At 68.4% G+C, this 18,325-nt stretch carries 17 protein-coding genes and 1 tRNA gene; 4 read left to right on the plus strand and 14 right to left on the minus strand.

Annotated features, from left to right (window positions below):
- Window positions 1-25: 25 nt before the first annotated feature.
- The 9 genes from rpoB to B9S58_RS28260 all read right to left on the minus strand — a co-directional run bounded on the left by rpoB (window position 26) and on the right by B9S58_RS28260 (window position 9,391).
- On the minus strand, window positions 26-3,511 hold the full coding sequence (rpoB, locus tag B9S58_RS28215; protein WP_103534809.1) for a DNA-directed RNA polymerase subunit beta: 3,486 nt from the start codon (window positions 3,509-3,511) through the stop codon (window positions 26-28).
- Between the two features lie 640 nt (window positions 3,512-4,151).
- Window positions 4,152-4,535, minus strand: coding sequence for a 50S ribosomal protein L7/L12 (gene rplL, locus B9S58_RS28225; RefSeq protein ID WP_072485559.1), 384 nt, complete (start codon window positions 4,533-4,535; stop codon window positions 4,152-4,154).
- An 84-nt stretch (window positions 4,536-4,619) separates the two neighbouring features.
- Window positions 4,620-5,177, minus strand: coding sequence for a 50S ribosomal protein L10 (gene rplJ / locus B9S58_RS28230; protein ID WP_103534810.1), 558 nt, complete (start codon window positions 5,175-5,177; stop codon window positions 4,620-4,622).
- A gap of 273 nt (window positions 5,178-5,450) precedes the next feature.
- Complete coding sequence (locus B9S58_RS28235; protein ID WP_103534811.1) at window positions 5,451-6,368, minus strand: hypothetical protein; 918 nt, start codon at window positions 6,366-6,368, stop codon at window positions 5,451-5,453.
- A 168-nt stretch (window positions 6,369-6,536) separates the two neighbouring features.
- Window positions 6,537-7,259: a 50S ribosomal protein L1 gene (gene rplA / locus B9S58_RS28240; protein ID WP_103534812.1), complete on the minus strand. Its 723-nt coding sequence runs from the start codon at window positions 7,257-7,259 to the stop codon at window positions 6,537-6,539.
- Between the two features lie 80 nt (window positions 7,260-7,339).
- Window positions 7,340-7,774 carry a 50S ribosomal protein L11 gene (gene rplK, locus B9S58_RS28245; RefSeq protein ID WP_010058817.1) on the minus strand — a complete coding sequence of 145 codons (435 nt, stop codon included), beginning with the start codon at window positions 7,772-7,774 and terminating at the stop codon, window positions 7,340-7,342.
- Window positions 7,775-7,951: 177 nt separating this feature from the next.
- Window positions 7,952-8,851: a transcription termination/antitermination protein NusG gene (gene nusG / locus B9S58_RS28250; protein WP_103534813.1), complete on the minus strand. Its 900-nt coding sequence runs from the start codon at window positions 8,849-8,851 to the stop codon at window positions 7,952-7,954.
- Between the two features lie 73 nt (window positions 8,852-8,924).
- Window positions 8,925-9,212 carry a preprotein translocase subunit SecE gene (secE, locus tag B9S58_RS28255; protein WP_103534814.1) on the minus strand — a complete coding sequence of 96 codons (288 nt, stop codon included), beginning with the start codon at window positions 9,210-9,212 and terminating at the stop codon, window positions 8,925-8,927.
- A 106-nt stretch (window positions 9,213-9,318) separates the two neighbouring features.
- Window positions 9,319-9,391, minus strand: a tRNA-Trp gene (locus tag B9S58_RS28260).
- Window positions 9,392-9,603: 212 nt separating this feature from the next.
- On the opposite strand from B9S58_RS28260, the gene B9S58_RS28265 reads away from it, so the two are divergent.
- From B9S58_RS28265 to B9S58_RS28275, 3 genes are all read left to right on the plus strand, one after another.
- Window positions 9,604-10,830: a pyridoxal phosphate-dependent aminotransferase gene (locus tag B9S58_RS28265; protein ID WP_103534815.1), complete on the plus strand. Its 1,227-nt coding sequence runs from the start codon at window positions 9,604-9,606 to the stop codon at window positions 10,828-10,830.
- A gap of 247 nt (window positions 10,831-11,077) precedes the next feature.
- Window positions 11,078-12,091 (plus strand): adenosine deaminase, encoded by a 1,014-nt coding sequence (locus B9S58_RS28270; protein WP_103534816.1) that lies wholly within the window; start codon window positions 11,078-11,080, stop codon window positions 12,089-12,091.
- Window positions 12,092-12,137: 46 nt separating this feature from the next.
- Window positions 12,138-12,935 carry an IS5 family transposase gene (locus B9S58_RS28275; protein ID WP_258045110.1) on the plus strand — a complete coding sequence of 266 codons (798 nt, stop codon included), beginning with the start codon at window positions 12,138-12,140 and terminating at the stop codon, window positions 12,933-12,935.
- Window positions 12,936-12,971: 36 nt separating this feature from the next.
- On the opposite strand, the gene B9S58_RS28280 is transcribed toward B9S58_RS28275, so the two are convergent.
- Together B9S58_RS28280 and B9S58_RS28290 are read right to left on the minus strand one after the other, a co-directional pair.
- On the minus strand, window positions 12,972-13,358 hold the full coding sequence (locus B9S58_RS28280) for a hypothetical protein (protein ID WP_103534817.1): 387 nt from the start codon (window positions 13,356-13,358) through the stop codon (window positions 12,972-12,974).
- A gap of 372 nt (window positions 13,359-13,730) precedes the next feature.
- Entirely contained in the window at window positions 13,731-14,333 is a 603-nt protein-coding gene (locus tag B9S58_RS28290) for a TetR/AcrR family transcriptional regulator (RefSeq protein WP_103534819.1), read from the minus strand.
- Window positions 14,334-14,431: 98 nt separating this feature from the next.
- Between B9S58_RS28290 and B9S58_RS28295 the strand changes: the two genes are divergently transcribed.
- The gene (locus B9S58_RS28295) at window positions 14,432-15,058 is read left to right on the plus strand and encodes an NAD(P)-dependent oxidoreductase (RefSeq protein ID WP_103534820.1); all 627 of its coding nucleotides are present in this window, start codon (window positions 14,432-14,434) and stop codon (window positions 15,056-15,058) included.
- A gap of 13 nt (window positions 15,059-15,071) precedes the next feature.
- Here the strand turns inward: B9S58_RS28295 and B9S58_RS28300 are convergent, their stop codons facing one another.
- The 3 genes from B9S58_RS28300 to B9S58_RS28310 all read right to left on the minus strand — a co-directional run bounded on the left by B9S58_RS28300 (window position 15,072) and on the right by B9S58_RS28310 (window position 18,269).
- Window positions 15,072-16,127 (minus strand): UDP-N-acetylmuramate dehydrogenase, encoded by a 1,056-nt coding sequence (locus B9S58_RS28300; protein WP_103534821.1) that lies wholly within the window; start codon window positions 16,125-16,127, stop codon window positions 15,072-15,074.
- A gap of 69 nt (window positions 16,128-16,196) precedes the next feature.
- Complete coding sequence (locus B9S58_RS28305; RefSeq protein ID WP_103534822.1) at window positions 16,197-17,645, minus strand: DHA2 family efflux MFS transporter permease subunit; 1,449 nt, start codon at window positions 17,643-17,645, stop codon at window positions 16,197-16,199.
- A gap of 75 nt (window positions 17,646-17,720) precedes the next feature.
- Entirely contained in the window at window positions 17,721-18,269 is a 549-nt protein-coding gene (locus tag B9S58_RS28310) for a TetR/AcrR family transcriptional regulator (protein ID WP_103534823.1), read from the minus strand.
- Between the last annotated feature and the right edge of the window lie 56 nt (window positions 18,270-18,325).

The raw sequence follows: 18,325 nt of genomic DNA on the forward strand, positions 1-18,325 counted from the left end.
TCTGATGAGGCGGCCGGCCGGCCCGTCAGACCTCTTCGACGCTGCTCGGCTCGCGCCGGGACAGGTCGATACCGAGTTCCTCCGCCGCGCGGAAGACGTCCTCGTCCGTGTCGCGCATCTCGATGGACATGCCGTCCGAGGACAGCACCTCCACGTTGAGGCAGAGCGACTGCATTTCCTTGATGAGCACCTTGAAGGACTCGGGAATGCCGGGCTCGGGGATGTTCTCGCCCTTGACGATCGCCTCGTAGACCTTCACGCGGCCGGTCACGTCGTCGGACTTGATCGTCAGGAGCTCCTGGAGGGCGTATGCGGCGCCGTAAGCCTCAAGGGCCCACACCTCCATCTCACCGAAGCGCTGACCACCGAACTGTGCCTTACCACCCAGCGGCTGCTGGGTGATCATGGAGTACGGGCCGGTCGAACGCGCGTGGAGCTTGTCGTCGACCAGGTGGTGCAGCTTGAGGATGTACATGAACCCGACCGAGACCGGGTCCGGGAACGGCTCGCCGGAGCGGCCGTCGTAGAGCTGGGCCTTGCCGGAGGGCTGGACCAGGCGGTCGCCGTCGCGGTTGGGGATCGTGGCCTGGAAGAGGCCGGTGATCTCGTCCTCGCGCGCACCGTCGAAGACGGGCGTGGCGACGTTGGTGCCGGGGGCGACCTGGTCGGCGCCGATGGCCTGCAGGCGCTGGGCCCACTCGTCACCGAGGCCGGAGACGTCCCAGCCACGGCTGGCGAGCCAGCCGAGGTGGATCTCCAGGACCTGTCCCGGGTTCATTCGGGACGGGACACCCAGCGGGTTGAGGATGATGTCGACCGGGGTGCCGTCCTCCAGGAACGGCATGTCCTCGATCGGCAGGATCTTCGAGATGACGCCCTTGTTGCCGTGACGGCCGGCGAGCTTGTCACCATCGGTGATCTTGCGCTTCTGCGCGACGTAGACGCGGACCAGCTGGTTCACGCCCGGCGGCAGCTCGTCGCCCTCTTCGCGGTCGAAGACGCGGACGCCGATGACCTTGCCGATCTCACCGTGCGGCACCTTCAGCGAGGTGTCGCGCACCTCGCGCGCCTTCTCACCGAAGATCGCGCGGAGCAGACGCTCCTCGGGGGTCAGCTCGGTCTCGCCCTTGGGCGTGACCTTGCCGACGAGGATGTCGCCGGCGACGACCTCGGCACCGATCCGGATGATGCCGCGCTCGTCGAGGTCCGCGAGGACCTCTTCGGAGACGTTCGGGATGTCCCGGGTGATCTCCTCCGGGCCGAGCTTGGTGTCACGGGCGTCGACCTCGTGCTCCTCGATGTGGATCGAGGAGAGGACGTCGTCCTGCACGAGGCGCTGCGACAGGATGATCGCGTCCTCGTAGTTGTGACCCTCCCACGGCATGAACGCCACGAGCAGGTTCTTGCCGAGGGCCATCTCACCGTTCTCGGTGGCCGGTCCGTCGGCGAGCACCTGGTCGGCGATGATCCGGTCGCCCTCGGCCACGACGACCTTCTGGTTGACCGAGGTGCCCTGGTTGGAGCGCATGAACTTGGCGATGCGGTACGTGGTGTACGTGCCGTCGTCGTTCGTGACGGTGATGTAGTCCGCGGAGACCTCCTGGACCACACCGTCCTTCTCCGCCTTCAGGACGTCACCGGCGTCGGTGGCGCAGCGGTACTCCATGCCGGTGCCGACGAGCGGCGCCTCCGACTTGATGAGCGGCACCGCCTGCCGCATCATGTTCGCGCCCATGAGGGCACGGTTGGCGTCGTCGTGCTCCAGGAAGGGGATCATCGCGGTGGCGACGGACACCATCTGGCGCGGCGAGACGTCCATGTAGTCGACCTCCGTGCCAGGCACGTAGTCGACCTCTCCGCCACGACGGCGGACCAGGACGCGGGGCTCGGTGAAGCGCAGCTCCTCGGAGAGGGTCGCGTTCGCCTGGGCGATGACGAAGCGGTCCTCCTCGTCGGCCGTGATGTAGTCGACGTCATCGGTGACCTGGCCGTCGACGACCTTGCGGTACGGCGTCTCGATGAAGCCGAACGCGTTGACGCGGCCGTACGAGGCGAGCGAACCGATCAGACCGATGTTCGGGCCTTCGGGGGTCTCGATCGGGCACATGCGTCCGTAGTGGGACGGGTGCACGTCTCGGACCTCGAAGCCGGCCCGCTCACGGGAGAGACCACCCGGGCCAAGAGCCGACAGACGGCGCTTGTGGGTGAGACCCGACAGCGGGTTGTTCTGGTCCATGAACTGCGACAGCTGGCTGGTGCCGAAGAACTCCTTGATGGAGGCGACGACCGGCCGGATGTTGATCAGGGTCTGCGGCGTGATCGCCTCGACGTCCTGCGTGGTCATGCGCTCACGCACGACGCGCTCCATCCGCGCCAGGCCCGTACGGACCTGGTTCTGGATGAGCTCGCCGACGTTGCGCAGACGACGGTTGCCGAAGTGGTCGATGTCGTCGGTCTCGACGACGATCTCCCGGCCGGACTCACCGGTCGTCTCGGTCTCACCGGCGTGCAGCTTGACCAGGTACTTGATGGTCGCGATGACGTCGTCCGAGGTGAGCACCCCGGCGTCCAGCGGCTCATCGGCGCCGAGCTTCTTGTTCACCTTGTAGCGGCCGACCTTCGCGAGGTCGTAGCGCTTCGGGTTGAAGTAGAGGTTCTCGAGCAGCGTCTGAGCGGCCTCGCGCGTCGGCGGCTCGCCCGGACGCAGCTTGCGGTAGATGTCGAGCAGTGCGTCGTCCTGGCCCTGGGTGTGGTCCTTCTCCAGGGTGGCGCGCATCGACTCGTACTCGCCGAACTCCTCCAGGATCTGCTCGGTGCTCCAGCCGAGCGCCTTCAGGAGGACGGTGACCGACTGCTTGCGCTTGCGGTCGATGCGGACACCGACCATGTCGCGCTTGTCGATCTCCATCTCCAGCCAGGCACCCCGGGACGGGATGATCTTGGCGGAGAAGATGTCCTTGTCGGACGTCTTGTCGATGGAGGAGTCGAAGTAGACACCCGGCGAGCGGACCAGCTGCGACACGACGACACGCTCGGTGCCGTTGATGACGAAGGTGCCCTTGTTGGTCATGAGCGGGAAGTCGCCCATGAAGACCGTCTGGGACTTGATCTCGCCGGTCTCGTTGTTGGTGAACTCGGCCGTGACGAAGAGCGGCGCGGCGAACGTGAAGTCGCGCTCCTTGCACTCGTCGATCGAGTTCTTCGGGGGCTCGAAGCGGTGGTCGCGGAACGTAAGCGACATCGACCCGGAGAAGTCCTCGATCGGTGAGATCTCCTCGAAGATCTCCTCCAGGCCGGACTTGGTGGGGACGTCTTGTCCACTGTCCAGAGCAGCCTCGACGCGAGCCTTCCAGGCGGCGTTGCCGAGGAGCCAGTCAAAGCTCTCGGTCTGCAGCGCGAGGAGGTTCGGAACCTCGAGGGGCTCCTTGATCTTTGCAAAAGAGATGCGCAGCGGGGCGGTGCTGGCACCGTTGTTCGTATTCGCGGTCGAGGCGTTGCGCGAGGCGGCCAAGAGGGGGTCCTTCCGAGGGCTCGGACTCACTACGCGCGTACCGGTCCCACCCTGGCCATCGAGACAGACCGTTCCGAATCGGTCGCAATACGACCAGATCAGAGGGGGTCGGCCATCGATGCTTCAGCGTGGGCATGCCTCTGGTGACGGGCAGGAGGCAGCTAACAGGCAGCGCAAAGGGTCAGTGTAGCCAAGCGGCACACTGATGTCCAGTCGGGGTTCTCAGAGACCCACGTTGCTCTCAACAGCTGTTCTCAACACCTATGTCTAGCCCTGACCGTCGCGCGGGGTGCGCACTTCCTTACTGCCCTCTTCACTCTCGATCCATGCCTCGGATACGGGTCGAAGTGATGACGCGTCCTGAGAATTGCGCGCCGCGTCCGGTTCGTCAAGGCCCGCCGGTCCGATCGGACCTCCAGGGGCCTTCACCGGCCACCCCCGGGATGCCCGCAGGACGCCCCTGAGGGGCCCGCGAGAGGCGCACGGCGAAGATCACCCTACTCGTCGTCGGCGGAAGAGCAAGGGACCCGCCACGGGCACGCCGAAGGGCGACCACCCGGATGGGTGATCGCCCTTCGGTGAGGTGACGTCATCGCCTTACGGCGAGCACGGCCTCAGGAGAGTCAGAGGACTCTCGAAGTCACTTGACCTCGACGGAAGCGCCGGCGGCCTTGAGGGACTCGGCAGCCTTCTCGGCGGCCTCCTTGGCGACCTTCTCGAGGACCGGCTTCGGGGTGCCGTCGACGAGGTCCTTGGCCTCCTTGAGACCCAGCGAGGTCAGCTCACGCACGACCTTGATGACCTGGATCTTCTTCTCGCCGGCACCGGTGAGGATGACGTCGAACTCGTCCTGCTCCTCAACGGCCTCGGCGACGGCGCCCGGGCCGGCCGGACCGGCAACGGCGACCGCGGCGGCGGCGGTGACGTCGAACTTCTCCTCGAAGGCCTTCACGAACTCGGAGAGCTCGATGAGGGTCATCTCTTCGAACTGCGCGAGCAGGTCGTCCTGGGACAGCTTCGCCATGATAGGCGTCCTTCCACTATTCGGCAGGTGCCGGATGTATATGTCGGCGGGCGTACGTGGAGCCCGCTGGACCGCTGAGCGAAATTACTCGGCGGCCTCGGCGGGAGCCGGAGTACCGGCACCGCCCTGCTCTTCCTTCTTGGCGCGAAGCGCTTCCGCGGTGCGGACGAACTTCGACGGCAGGGCCTGGAAGACCTGCGCCGCCTGCGTCTGCTTGCCCTTGAAAGCACCGGCCAGCTTGGAGAGCAGAACCTCGCGGGACTCGAGGTCCGCGAGCTTCTTGAACTCATCGGCGGACAGCGCCTTACCGTCAAGGACACCGCCCTTGATGATGAGGTTGGGGTTGTCCTTGGCGAAGTCACGAAGACCCTTCGCCGACTCCACCGGGTCACCGGTGACGAAGGCAACCGCCGTCGGACCCGAGAACAGGTCGTCCAGCGTGTCGATCCCGGCCTCGTTGGCCGCAATCTTGGTCAGCGTGTTCTTCACCACGGCGTACTGGGCGTTCTCACCGAGCGAACGGCGCAGCTCCTTGAGCTGTGCCACGGTGAGACCCCGGTACTCGGTCAGCACGGCGGCGTTCGAGCTGCGGAACTGGTCCGTCAGCTCGGCTACCGCGGCAGCCTTGTCGGGCCTTGCCATGAGCGTCGGCCTCCTTCCGGGTGATGAGGACCGCTCAGAAGGGGCCGGGAAAGACGAAACGCCCCAGCACAAGTGCCAGGGCGCGGCTCGACCGAACAGAGTCCGGGAGCGTTCCACAGTCACCTGCGCAGGTCGTCCGGTCTAGCGGAACCTTCGGTCACCGTCCCTCTTGCGAGGCACAGCGACGACCAGCGGTCTTTGGCTTCTTGGTGAGAGTACGCGACCGGATGCGGGGCGGGCAAATCCGTCCCCGTTCGTCCCGTGCGGGAGGTGTCAGGAGGCGCCGCCCGTGGCACCGCCCTGCTGCTTCAAAAACTCCTTGAAGTCCACGGTGTCGGAGGCCGCCGGCTTCTCGGAGGGGACCTCGACGCCGTAGTCGCTGTAGAAGACCGTGGTGTTGAAGGCGCCGGTCTTCATCTCGCCCCGCTCGCTCTTCTTCACCAGCAGGTCGTTCTTGTCGACCCAGATGTCGACGGTCTGGGTGGTCACCCCGGCCAGCGCGAGCTGCTCCTTGAACTCCGTCAGCTGCTTCGCGTCCAGGTTGCTGTTCTTCGTGGTCAGGGCGGCCACGTCGACCGTGCCGGAGTAGTGCGTCGCGGGGACCCCGCGGACGTCCTCCTGCCCGACCTTCTTCACGTCACCGGAGGCCAGGAGCGACTTCACCCCCTGCTCGGGCGTGCTGTTCTGGATCTGGTCCTTCATGACGTCGCCGGAGGCACCGCCCAGCTCGGCGAGGTCCTCGTAGGAATACCGAATCCAGTGCTTCCCGCCGGTGTTGGCGGCCATCGCGTCGCCCATGTTGGCGTAGTACTCGTCCTTGAAGTAGCGAGCCTCCATCGATCCGTCGCCGCCGGACTGCTTCAAGGCGTCGCCCATGGTGCCACCGGTGTACGTGATGTCCATCGTGCCCGAGAGGCCGTCGGCCCAGCCGATGACCCCGGACTGCTCCATGGACATGGCACTGCCTATCTCGGTGGTGCCCTCGACCCTCGCGGACTGGGCGCCGCCGGTCTTCTGCTGCACCTGCTTCAGCGCGGCCACGGGACTCACCTTGGAGACGGCACCGGCCTTGTCCTTGCCTGGGCCGCTGGAGCCTCCCGAGCTGTCGGAACCGCCGCAGGCCGCTATCGACGTCAGTGCCGCCGCGGCGGCCAGAGCCGCGCCCATGCGTCGTGCCGTGCTCGTCCTCATGATCCGTCCACCCCTCGTATCGTCCGTCGCCCCCCGCACAACAGTGGCACAGGGCACTGACAGACATTGTCCTTACGGATACGAGGACGGGCCCCGCACCTCGAAAGGTTGCGGGGCCCGTTCACACAGTGCACGCGTGCGACGCGGCTACCGGGTGAGCACGGCGGCTCAGACGGAGGCCGGGTCCTCCTCGACGAGGAGGTTGCGGGTGCGGTTGGCGTCCAGCGGGATGCCGGGGCCCATCGTGGTGGCCAGGGTGGCCTTCTTGATGTAGCGGCCCTTGGCGGCGGACGGCTTCAGACGGAGGATCTCGTCCAGCGCCGCTGCGTAGTTCTCCACCAGCTTGGTCTCGTCGAACGAGGTCTTGCCGATGATGAAGTGCAGGTTCGAGTGCTTGTCGACGCGGAACTCGATCTTGCCGCCCTTGATGTCGTTGACAGCCTTGACGACATCGGGGGTGACGGTGCCGGTCTTCGGGTTCGGCATCAGACCACGCGGACCGAGCACGCGGCCCAGGCGGCCGACCTTGCCCATGAGGTCCGGGGTCGCGACGACGGCGTCGAAGTCCAGACGGCCCTTCGCCACCTCGTCGATGAGCTCGTCGGCGCCGACGATGTCGGCTCCGGCGGCTTCCGCGGCCGCTGCACGGTCACCGGTCGCGAAGACCAGGACCCGGGCGGTCTTGCCGGTGCCGTGCGGGAGGTTCACGGTGCCGCGGACCATCTGGTCGGCCTTGCGCGGGTCGACACCCAGGGCAAAGGCGACCTCGACGGTACCGTCGAACTTCGTGGTGGAGGTTTCCTTGGCGAGACGGACGGCCTCGAGCGGGGCGTAGTTGCGCTCCCGGTCGATCTTGGCGTCCGCAGCGCGGAGGTTCTTGCTGCGCTTCACTTCTACTCCTGTGGTTTCAGAGTGTGGAGTCGTGGTGCGGACCAGCGCTTGGTCCTACCACTGGGGGTTACGGGGCTGAATCAGCCTTCGACCGTGATGCCCATGGAGCGGGCGGTACCGGCAATGATCTTCGACGCGGCGTCGAGGTCATTGGCGTTCAGGTCGGGGAGCTTCGTCGTGGCGATCTCGCGGACCTGGGCGGCCGTCAGCTTGGCGACCTTGGTCTTGTGCGGCTCGCCGGAGCCCTTGTCCACACCCGCGGCCTTGAGGATCAGCTTGGCGGCCGGCGGAGTCTTCGTGATGAAGGTGAAGGAGCGGTCCTCGTAGACCGTGATCTCCACCGGCACGACCATGCCACGCTGCGACTCGGTCGCGGCGTTGTAGGCCTTGCAGAACTCCATGATGTTGACGCCGTGCTGACCGAGCGCGGGGCCGACCGGCGGGGCCGGGTTCGCCGCACCGGCGTTGATCTGGAGCTTGATAAGCCCCGTGACCTTCTTCTTCTTGGGAGGCATTGCTCTCTCCGGGTCCTAGTGAGAGTGTTTCGCCGCCAATTCCGGTCATCCGGATGGAGGCATACCGCACAACGATAACGGGTATAGCTGTGCGACCAAAAACCCAGCAGGTCAGAGCGGCCGCGAAGCCCCTCTGACCTGCTGGGTAGGCATGTGTCCAGAAACCGGCGGGAAGCGCTAGTTCTTCTGGATCTGGTCGAAGCTGAGCTCGACCGGGGTCTCGCGGCCGAAGATCTCGACGAGGCCCTTGACCTTCTTCGAGTCTGCGTTGATCTCGTTGATCGTGGCCTGCAGCGTGGCGAACGGGCCGTCCGTGACGGTGACCGAGTCGCCGACCTCGAAGTCCAGCACCTGGACCTCGACCTTGCGGGACGGAGCCGGCTTACCCTCGGCCTCGGCGGCCTCGCGGGCGGCCTTCTCCTCGGCCTCCGGGGCGAGCATCTTGACGATCTCGTCCAGGGTCAGCGGGTACGGGTCGTAGGCGTTGCCCACGAAGCCGGTGACGCCCGGCGTGTTCCGCACGACGCCCCAGGACTCGTTCGTCAGGTCCATGCGCACCAGCACGTAGCCGGGGAGCTTGTTCTGCCGGACGTTCTTGCGCTCGCCGTTCTTGATCTGGACGATTTCCTCCTCAGGCACCTCGGCCTGATAGATGAACTCCTCCACGTTCAGCGAGACGGCGCGCTGCTCCAGGTTGGCCTTCACGCGCTTCTCGTAACCGGCGTACGTGTGGATGACATACCACTCGCCGGGGAGACCGCGGAGCTCGTCGCGCAGGGCGGTGACGGGGTCGACGGGGGCGGCCGGCTCGGCCTCTTCCTCGTCGGCGCTCTCGTTCTCGGCCTCGACCGCATCGGCGGCCTCTTCCTCGACGGCTTCGGCAGCGGCGGCGTCCTCGTCGGACTTCTCCGCCTCGACGCTCACGGCGGCCTGCTCGGCGGGCTCACCCGCGGCGAGGTCGGCGGCCTCGGCCTGGTCCACGGAGTCAGCAGCCTCAACGATGTCGAGCTCGTCCTTGGCGGACTCGAAGGCGCCAGCCTTGGGCTCGACGGCGTCGTTCAGGTTCGGGTCAGACACGATGGCTGCTTCTTCCTGGATACAAAGGGTGGAACGTGCGAAAAGGCCGCCGGGTCGGACGCCTTCCGCGAGATCAGCCGAAGACGTACTTGATGACCCGGGCGAAGCCCATGTCGAGAACGGTAACAAGACCGATCATGACGACGACGAACACGATCACCACGGAGGTGTACGTCGTCAGCTGGCTACGAGTCGGCCAGACAACCTTACGGAGTTCGGCGACGATCTGGCGGTAGAACAGCGCGAGACGGCCCAGAGGGCCCTTCCTGCCGCGCTTGCCGCCCTTCCGAGTCTTCTTCTTCGACTCGGGAGCTTCATCCTCAGCATCAGGCATGTCGATGGAGCCCACGGCGTCCGTCACGCTACTCACCTGATTCCGGGTCGTGGCCGTGCCGCGCCCGGTGGAGCCGCACGGCTGTGCAATGAAGTACGTACATGCGCACACATCCTGGCGAAGGAGTGTGTAGCAGGGCCGGAGGGACTTGAACCCCCAACCGCTGGTTTTGGAGACCAGTGCTCTACCAATTGAGCTACGACCCTTTGTGGTTTCCACCAACCTACCGCATCTTTCCCGATGACCGGGTGCGAGAACGGTGTGGCTGGTGAAGGCCAACGACAGGTGAGTGTACGTGTTCAGGGCCGCCGCGTCGAACAGACAACTACCGACCGGTCCTGTCCGGATGCTGTCCGGGTCCTGTCCGGTCCCTGAAACCTCTGAGCCGAGGGCCTTCGCGGTCTGGGAGCATGGGGCCATGAGCGCTGCAACTTCACCGTCCGAGCGCCGGGTTTCCGCCCGCATCGGTGCGATCTCCGAGTCCGCGACCCTCGCCGTCGACGCCAAGGCCAAGGCCCTCAAGGCCGCCGGGCGTCCGGTGATCGGCTTCGGGGCCGGCGAGCCCGACTTCCCGACTCCCGACTACATCGTCGACGCCGCGGTCGAGGCCTGCCGCAACCCGAAGTACCACCGCTACACCCCGGCCGGCGGGCTCCCCGAGCTCAAGGCCGCCATCGCGGAGAAGACGCTGCGCGACTCCGGCTACGAGGTCGACACCAGCCAGATCCTGGTGACCAACGGCGGCAAGCAGGCCATCTACGAGGCCTTCGCCGCGATCCTCGACCCGGGCGACGAGGTCATCGTCCCCGCCCCGTACTGGACCACCTACCCCGAGTCGATCCGGCTCGCCGGCGGCGTCCCGGTCGAGGTCGTCGCCGACGAGACCACCGGCTACCGGGTCTCCGTCGAGCAGCTGGAGGCCGCGCGCACCGAGAAGACCAAGGTCGTCCTGTTCGTCTCGCCGTCCAACCCGACCGGCGCCGTCTACAGCGAGGCCGACGCCGAGGCCATCGGCCGCTGGGCCGTCGAGCACGGCCTGTGGGTGCTCACCGACGAGATCTACGAGCACCTCGTCTACGGCGACGCGACCTTCACCTCGCTCCCGGCGATCGTCCCCGAGCTGCGCGACAAGTGCGTCGTCGTCAACGGCGTCGCCAAGACGTACGCGATGACCGGCTGGCGGGTGGGCTGGATCATCGGCCCGAAGGACGTCGTGAAGGCCGCGACCAACCTCCAGTCGCACGCCACCTCCAACGTCTCCAACGTCGCCCAGGTGGCCGCGCTCGCCGCGGTCTCCGGCCCGCTGGACGCGGTCGCCGAGATGCGTACCGCCTTCGACCGCCGCCGCAAGCTCATCGTGCGGATGCTCAACGAGATCGACGGCGTGTTCTGCCCGGAGCCCGAGGGCGCGTTCTACGCCTACCCGACGGTGAAGGAGCTGCTCGGCAAGGAGATCCGCGGCAGGCGCCCGGCCACCACGGTCGAGCTGGCCGCCCTGATCCTGGACGAGGCCGAGGTCGCCGTCGTGCCCGGCGAGGCCTTCGGCACCCCGGGCTACCTGCGCCTTTCCTACGCCCTGGGCGACGACGACCTCGTCGAGGGCGTCTCGCGGATCCAGAAGCTGCTGGGCGAGGCCAAGGCCTGACGTACCGTGCCGCGCATAAGCGGGCCCTCGGCATGCCGAGGGCCCGCTTATGCGTTCAGGCAAGCGCTCGTTCGATGAATCCGGCTGCCTGGGCGGAGATTCTTGCGGCAGGATCTCCCAGTAACCCCTCCCCCTCTGACAGGGGGCTTCCCACTCGGCCGCCAAGGCGGTCTCACGACGGACAAGCCCTGCCCGGCGCCTACCGGCACAGTGCGGAGCGTAACAGCTACGGAAGGTGAACAGTCATATGGAGCGGGACGTCCGACTGTTGCCCAAGGCCCACCTGCACCTGCACTTCACCGGGTCGATGCGGCCCACCACCCTGCTCGAACTCGCCGACAAGTACGGGGTCCGACTCCCCGACGCCCTGACCGGCGGCGAGCCGCCCGAACTGCGGGCGACCGACGAACGCGGCTGGTTCCGCTTCCAGCGGCTCTACGACATCGCCCGGTCGTGCCTGCGGTCCCCCGAGGACATTCACCGCCTGGTGCGCGAGAGCGCCCAGGAGGACGTCGCGGACGGCTCCGGCTGGCTGGAGATCCAGGTCGACCCCACCTCGTACGCCCCGCTGCTCGGCGGACTGATCCCGGCCATCGAGATCATCCTCGACGCCGTGGACAGCGCCGCCCGGGACACCGGCCTGGGCATGCGCGTGGTGATCGCCGCCAACCGGATGAAGCATCCGCTGGACGCCCGCACCCTGGCCCGGCTCGCCGTGCGGTACGCGGACCGGGGCGTCGTCGGCTTCGGGCTCTCCAACGACGAGCGGCGCGGTATGGCGCGCGACTTCGACCGGGCCTTCGCCATCGCCCGCGAGGGCGGTCTGCTGGCGGCTCCGCACGGCGGGGAGCTGTCGGGTCCCGCCAGCGTGCGCGACTGCCTCGACGATCTGGACGCCTCGCGCATCGGCCACGGTGTCCGGGCCGCCGAGGACCCCCGGCTGCTGCGCAAGCTCGCCGAGCGCGGGGTCACCTGCGAGGTCTGCCCGTCGTCCAATGTGGCGCTCGGCGTCTACGAGAAGCCCGCCGACGTCCCCCTGCGCACTCTGTTCGACGCGGGTGTGCCGATGGCACTGGGGGCGGACGACCCGCTGCTGTTCGGTTCGCGGCTGGCAGCTCAGTACGAGCTGGTGCGCCGCCACCACGGCTTCACCGACGAGGAGCTGGCCGAGCTGGCCCGCCAGTCGGTGCGCGGATCGGCGGCCCCCGTGGACGTGACCGAGAAGCTGCTGTCCGGGATCGACGACTGGCTGGCTGGCTGATCCCGGACGGCTGGGCCGTGTATCGAAAGTGGATCCTGAGCTGTGGATGATCTCGGTCCATGGGGCGGGGAGATCCCACGGACGAGCAGTGGGCTGTACCGGAGCCGTTGTGCCGATAAGGACGAAGGCGGGGCGGCCGCCGGCCCGGCCCCGGCGGCAGCTGGTCGACGGCATACGGTTCCGGGTCCGCACCGGCGTGCCATGGCGAGGCGTGCCCGTCGAGTACGGGCCGTGGGGCCGCATCTACGGCCTGTTTCACCGGTGGCAGCGAGACGGCACCTGGCACCAGGTCCTCATCCGGCTCCAGACCCTGGCCGATGCGAAGGGCGCGATCGTGCGGGACCTGAGCGTCGACTCCACGGTGTGCGGTGCCCATCAGCATGCGGCCGGAGCCCGCAAGCAGAGTGACCCGCGGAAAGAACCACCGGGCGGTGTCTTCGACGAGCCCGATGATCACGGGCTGGGGCGTTCGCGCGGGCGGGTTCACGACCAAGCTGCACTTGGCTGTCGAGCAGGGTCAGAAGCCATGTCGATCGTGGTGACGGCAGGGCAGCAGGGGGACTCGCCGCAGTTCGAACCGGTGTTGGAGAAGTTCCGTGTGCCCCGCATAGAGCCGGGTCGGCGTGCCCGCACAGGGCCGGGACGGCGTGCCCGCACTGGGCAGGGACGGCCGCGCACCCGCCCCGACCGCGTGCGGGCTGACAAGGCGTACATCTCCCGGAAAAACCGCGCCTGCCTGCGCCGCCGGAAGATCCGCTGCACCATCCCGGACAAAGCCGACCGGGCGCGCAACCGCAGGAAGCACGGTTCCCGTGGCGGCCGGATGGCCGTCAGGACGTGCTGATTGTGCGCCTTTCCCTGTCCCCGGTAAGAGAGTCACTCAGGTGACGGACGGCTCGATCTCCCCCGCGAAGACGATGACCTGGTCGATGAGGCTCCGCCGCAGATGGACGACGTCCGTTCCCGCCAGGCGGGGGCCTCCATCCGGCGTCGTGAAGACCCACTGGTACCGGGCCCACTCGTCCGGCATGTCCACCGCCGAACAGCGCACCATCGTGCCGGTCCCCGCGGGGTGGCGCCGGATGTCCAGCACGAACCGCTCGACCGTCTCGATCCCCTCGCTGCGGCCCAACGGTCCCCAGAAGACCACGTCCGAGGTGAGGGCCTGGGAGAGCAGCGCAGTCACATAGCTGTCGTCCGAGGCGTTGAACGCGGAGATGAACGTGTCGATCGCGGACCGCGCGGTCTCTTCCTGCTCTTCCTGCATGCACCAGTAATACCAGTCGCCTCGCGGACCGCGCTCGTCCCGTGAGCCGTCTCCCGACCACGGTGAACCATCCCGGTCACAGCACTGGCCGGCAGGCCATGCAGGGCCTGCATCGTGATCGTGGCCGCCAGGATCTGCGGCGGCATCGACGGCCGCCCGTTCGCCGACGGATACATGTCCGCGAACATCCGCGGGAAACAACCGTCCACGGTGCTCGGCCAGAAACGCGAACACACACTCCCAGCCGGAATCAGCTCCCGGCACGTCGCCCACACATCCGGCCCGACCGGCTCCCCGCCCCACTCCCGTTGAACCACAACAACGAGTCCGGCCCCGCTGTTGACGCGGCGGGGCCAGAACCCAACTTCTTCATCAGTCTTCCAGGGGGCCGATCCCGCCCAGCAGCGTCCGGGCGAGGGAGGCGGCGAAGTCGTCCAGGGGCTGCGGAGGCATGCCACCGGGAAGCGCGGCGTAGGCGAAGGCCCGTTGGGCGCAGGCGCCCAGCAGCAGGGAGGCGGCGGCGTAGGTGTCCGTGGCGGCCCGGATCCGGCCCGCGCCCTGTTCGGCGCGCAGATAGGCGTCCAGTTGCCGGATCGGGAGGTGGGGCCCGGCCTCCAGACCTCCCACGCCTTGCTCGTGACGGCGCTTGAGCTGGGGTTCGGCGTACAGGGACGCGGCCATGGGGAAGGTCTGCTCGTAGAACAGGGCGGCCAGTCGGGCGATCTCGGTGAGGTTGCCCTCGACCGTGCCCTCGCCCGCGCTCAGTTCGCCGAGGAGGTTCCCGAGCCGGGGCAGCCGCTCGGCGAGGACGGTGACGAACAGTTCCTCCTTGCCGGAGAAGTACTTGTAGAGCGCGGCCTCCGAGCAGCCGGCCGCCTTGGCGATCTCCTTGGTGGTGGTCCGGGCGAGGCCGATGGAGAGCATCAGCTCGTGCGCCGCGTCGACGATCCGGACGCGGGCGGGCTTCTGGTCCATGCGTGCTCCAACAGGCCGTGACCCGGAGACCTTGACGCCCGGGTGGGAAGCCACCCACTCTAGAGGTTAGTGAACACTCACCCACCAGGGAGCGCACGATGAGAATCACCGTGTTCGGAGCGACCGGCGGCATCGGTCAGGAGATCGTCGGGCAGGCGCTCTCGGCAGGCCACGAGGTGACGGCCGTGGTCCGCGCCCCGGACCGGCTCCCAGAGTCGCTGGACCGCGCCGCACTGCACGCTGTCGCCCGGCTGGACGATCCTTCGGCGGTGCGGGCGGCGGTGGCGGGACGGGACGCGGTGCTCTCGGGGCTGGGTTCGCACGGCCGGAAGGCGAACGGTGTCGCCGAGCGGCTCACGGGGAAGGTCCTGTCGGCGATGGAGGCCGAGGGGGTGCGGCGGCTGGTGGTGGTGAGCGCGGCGCCGGTCGGACCCGAGCCGGAGGACGAGCCGCTGGTCGACCGGCTGATGCGCAAGGGGATCGGGGCGGTCCTGGCGGAGCTGTACGCCGATCTCGCCCGGATGGAGGCGGCGTTGGACCGCAGCGCGACGGACTGGACCGTGGTGCGGCCGCCGAGGCTGACGGACGGGCCGCGTACGGGTGTCTTCGTGGGCGGTACGCCGCGCAGCGGCCGGTCCGTCTCCCGGGCCGATGCGGCACACGCGATGCTCGCGTTGGCCGACGACCCGGCGGCCGTGAAGCAGGGCGTGGGCATCGCGTACTGACCCCGAGGGCCTTCTACAGGCCGACGCCGACCGTCACCGGCTCGTTGACCAGGGTGACGCCAAAGGCCGCGTGCACCCCGGCGACGACCTCGCGGGCCAGGGCGAGCAGGTCCTCGGTGGTGGCCGTGCCCCGGTTGGTGAGGGCGAGGGTGTGCTTGGTGGAGATCCGGGCGGGGCCGCTGCCGTAGCCCTTGGTGAATCCGGCCCGGTCGATCAGCCAGGCCGCCGAGGTCTTGGTCCGGCCGTCCTCGGCGGGGAAGGCCGGGGGCGCCACATCCGGGCCGAGGTGCTCGCGGACCCGGGTGAGGAAGTCCTGGAACGCGGCCGGTTCGAGGATCGGGTTGGTGAAGAAGGACCCCGCCGACCACGTGTCGTGGTCCTCCGGGTCCAGCACCATGCCCTTGCCCCCGCGCAACCGCAGCACGGTCTCGCGGGCGGCCGGCAGCGGGACACGGTCGCCCTGTTCGACGCCCATGGCCCTGGCCGTTTCGGGGTACTTGAGGGGCGCGGAAAGCCCGGCCGCCTCTTCCAGCTCGAATCGGACACGCAGCACCACGAAGCGGTCGGGTTCGGCCTTGAAGCGGCTGTGCCGGTACGAGAACGCGCACTCCGTGTTCGGAAAGGTCACGTTCTCCTGGGTGTGCCGGTCGTAGGCGACGACCTCCGTGATGGTGGAGGACACCTCCTGTCCGTACGCGCCGACGTTCTGGATGGGTGTCGCGCCAGCGGATCCAGGGATGCCGGCCAGGCACTCGATGCCCGCGAGGCCCGTCTCGACGGTCCGGGCGACGGCGTCGGTCCACACCTCGCCGGCCGCCAGCTCCAGGGACGTACCCGAGAGTTCGAAGCCCTTCGTGGCGATCCGCAGCGCGGTGCCGTCGAAGCCCTTGTCCCCGATGACCAGGTTGGAGCCGCCGCCGATCACCAGCAGCGGGGTGCCGCTCGCGTCGGCCTCGCGCACGGCGGCGATGACCTCGGCGTCGGTCGTGGCGGTCAGCAGCCGGGCGGCCGGGCCGCCGAGCCGGAAGGTGGTCAGGGGGGCGAGGGGGGCGTCGTGGAGTTCCTGCACGGGGACAAGAGTACGGTCCGCGCCCCGCCGCTCGTGCGGGGCGCGGACCGTACGCCGGGGCCCGGGGGCTCAGACGGCCGCCGGCTCCGGATCCGCGGTGTCCTGGTCCACCGGTCCGGGGGCGGTGCCGCCGGCGCTGCGACGGCCCGGGATCAGGAGTGCCGCGAGTGCGCCCAGGGCGACCGCGCCGGCCCCGATCCAGACGGCGGGCACGGTCCCGTCCGCGAACAGTTGCGGTGGGCCGTAGCCGCCCTGCGCGGCGAAGACGGCTGCGAGCACCGCGACCCCGAGCGCCCCGCCGACCTCGCGCAGCGCGTTGTTGGCTCCGGAGGCGATGCCCTGTTCCCCGGGCCGGACGCTGGAGAGCACCAGGCTCGCGGCGGGCGCGAAGTACATGGCCATGCCGACTCCGCCGATGATCAGGGCGGGGAGCTGGGCGGGGTAGCTCACGTCCGGTTCGATGACCAGGGCGAACAGTCCCAGCCCGAGGGCCTGGAGCGCGAGCCCGGTGACCACCACCGGGCGGCCCCCGAAGCGGTCGGAGAGATACCCGGCGAGCGGGGCGACGAGGATCGGCATCCCGGTCCAGGGCAGCATCCGCAGCCCGGCCTCGGTGGGCGAGTGTCCGAGGCCGTTCTGGAGGAACTGGCTGAGCAGGAAGATCGATCCGAACATCCCGAGGAACATCAGCAGGCTCGCGGCGTTGATCCCGAGGAAGGCCCGGCTGCGGAACAGCCGCATCGGCAGCATCGGGTTCTCGGCCCGGATTCCGTGGCGGACGAACAGCCCGAGCAGCGCCGCGCCCGCGATCAGCCCGGTCAGGACGACGGGGCCGGTCCACCCGTGGCTCGCGGTGTTGACCAGGGCGTAGACGATGCCGAAGAGGCCCGCGCTGACCAGGACCGTGCCGCGGATGTCCAGGGGCGCTTTCGGGGCGTACGACTCGGTGAGCCGCAGCCGGGCCAGGGGCAGCAGCACCAGGCCGATCGGCACGTTCAGCCAGAAGATCCACTGCCAGGAGATGTGCTCGGTGAGCGCTCCGCCGATCAGCGGGCCGCTGGCGACCGCCACCCCGGTCACCGCTCCGAAGACGCCCAGTGCCGCGCCGCGCCGCTCGGGCGGGACGGCGGCGCCGATCAGGGTGAGCGTCAACGGCATCATGATCGCCGCCCCCAGGCCCTGGACCGCCCGGAAGGCGATGAGCTCCTCGATGCCCGGGGAGAGGGCGGCCGCGGCGGAGGCGGCGGTGAAGACGGCGAGTCCGGTCATGAACAGCCGCCGTCTGCCGAACCGGTCCCCGAGCGCGGCCCCGAGCATCAGCAGTACGGCGAAGGTGAGGGTGTACGCGTTCACCGTCCATTCCAGCTCCTCCAGGCCGCCGCCGAGGCTCTGGCGGATGGAGGGGAGTGCGGTCGTGACGACGAGGTTGTCGAGGGCCGCCATGAATCCGGCGACGCTCGTGATGACGAGAACCCAGACCGTTCCCCCGCGGCCTGCCGTGCTGTGCTGCTCGTTCACTTCTCCCCCTGCTAATTAGTTATTGATCACTAACTTCTGCGGACAGAAAATTCGGGCGGGACCTGAGCGCGCTGTTCACCCGGCGGGCCTGCCCGAGATGGAGAACCCCGACCAGACACGGTGATCGGCCGGAAAGCCGAGCGAGGCGAGCGTGTTGACGAGCATCCCGTACGCCAGGAACGTCGTCGTCCCACCCTCGTCGGCGCCGAGCATGATGTGCACGTCGTCCCACATCCGCTCCCAGGCCGCCCGCAGCGACTCACCGAACGCTCGATCACCGGCAGCCTCCGCAGCGGCGACGGCCGCGTACGCCTGCATCTGCATCATCAGCTTCTCGCCGTCGTCGACGATCAGCCGCTGGTACGCCTCAGCCATGGCATGCAGCACCTCCTCCCCCTCCAGCCCTTCGGAGGCCGTCGCGAACACCTGGCGGGTGTCCTCCAGGCAGCGTTCGGCGGCGGCGAGGAAGATGGCCTGCTTGTTGGGGAAGAGCCGGAAGAGATACGGCTGCGAGACGCCGACCCGCCGGGCGATCACCTCGGTGGACGTCCCGTTGTAGCCGCCGCGGGCGAACTCGGTGATCGCCGCCCGGACGACGCTCTCGCGCCGTTCCTCCGCACTCATCCTTGCCATGAAAGTAAGTTATTGCTCAATAACCAACTCTGCAAGGGCCCGGGGCG

The sequence above is a fragment of the Streptomyces sp. SM11 genome (genome assembly GCF_002910905.1).
Lineage (GTDB): Bacteria > Actinomycetota > Actinomycetes > Streptomycetales > Streptomycetaceae > Streptomyces.

Coding starts and splice junctions, on each gene's coding strand:
- rplL (WP_072485559.1), bottom strand. CDS start 4,535: ATGGCGAAGCTGTCCCAGGACGACCTGCTCGCGCAGTTCGAAGAGATG.
- rplJ (WP_103534810.1), bottom strand. CDS start 5,177: ATGGCAAGGCCCGACAAGGCTGCCGCGGTAGCCGAGCTGACGGACCAG.
- B9S58_RS28235 (WP_103534811.1), bottom strand. CDS start 6,368: ATGAGGACGAGCACGGCACGACGCATGGGCGCGGCTCTGGCCGCCGCG.
- rplK (WP_010058817.1), bottom strand. CDS start 7,774: ATGCCTCCCAAGAAGAAGAAGGTCACGGGGCTTATCAAGCTCCAGATC.
- B9S58_RS28265 (WP_103534815.1), top strand. CDS start 9,604: ATGAGCGCTGCAACTTCACCGTCCGAGCGCCGGGTTTCCGCCCGCATC.
- B9S58_RS28270 (WP_103534816.1), top strand. CDS start 11,078: ATGGAGCGGGACGTCCGACTGTTGCCCAAGGCCCACCTGCACCTGCAC.
- B9S58_RS28275 (WP_258045110.1), top strand. CDS start 12,138: ATGATCTCGGTCCATGGGGCGGGGAGATCCCACGGACGAGCAGTGGGC.
- B9S58_RS28280 (WP_103534817.1), bottom strand. CDS start 13,358: ATGCAGGAAGAGCAGGAAGAGACCGCGCGGTCCGCGATCGACACGTTC.
- B9S58_RS28290 (WP_103534819.1), bottom strand. CDS start 14,333: ATGGACCAGAAGCCCGCCCGCGTCCGGATCGTCGACGCGGCGCACGAG.
- B9S58_RS28295 (WP_103534820.1), top strand. CDS start 14,432: ATGAGAATCACCGTGTTCGGAGCGACCGGCGGCATCGGTCAGGAGATC.
- B9S58_RS28310 (WP_103534823.1), bottom strand. CDS start 18,269: ATGAGTGCGGAGGAACGGCGCGAGAGCGTCGTCCGGGCGGCGATCACC.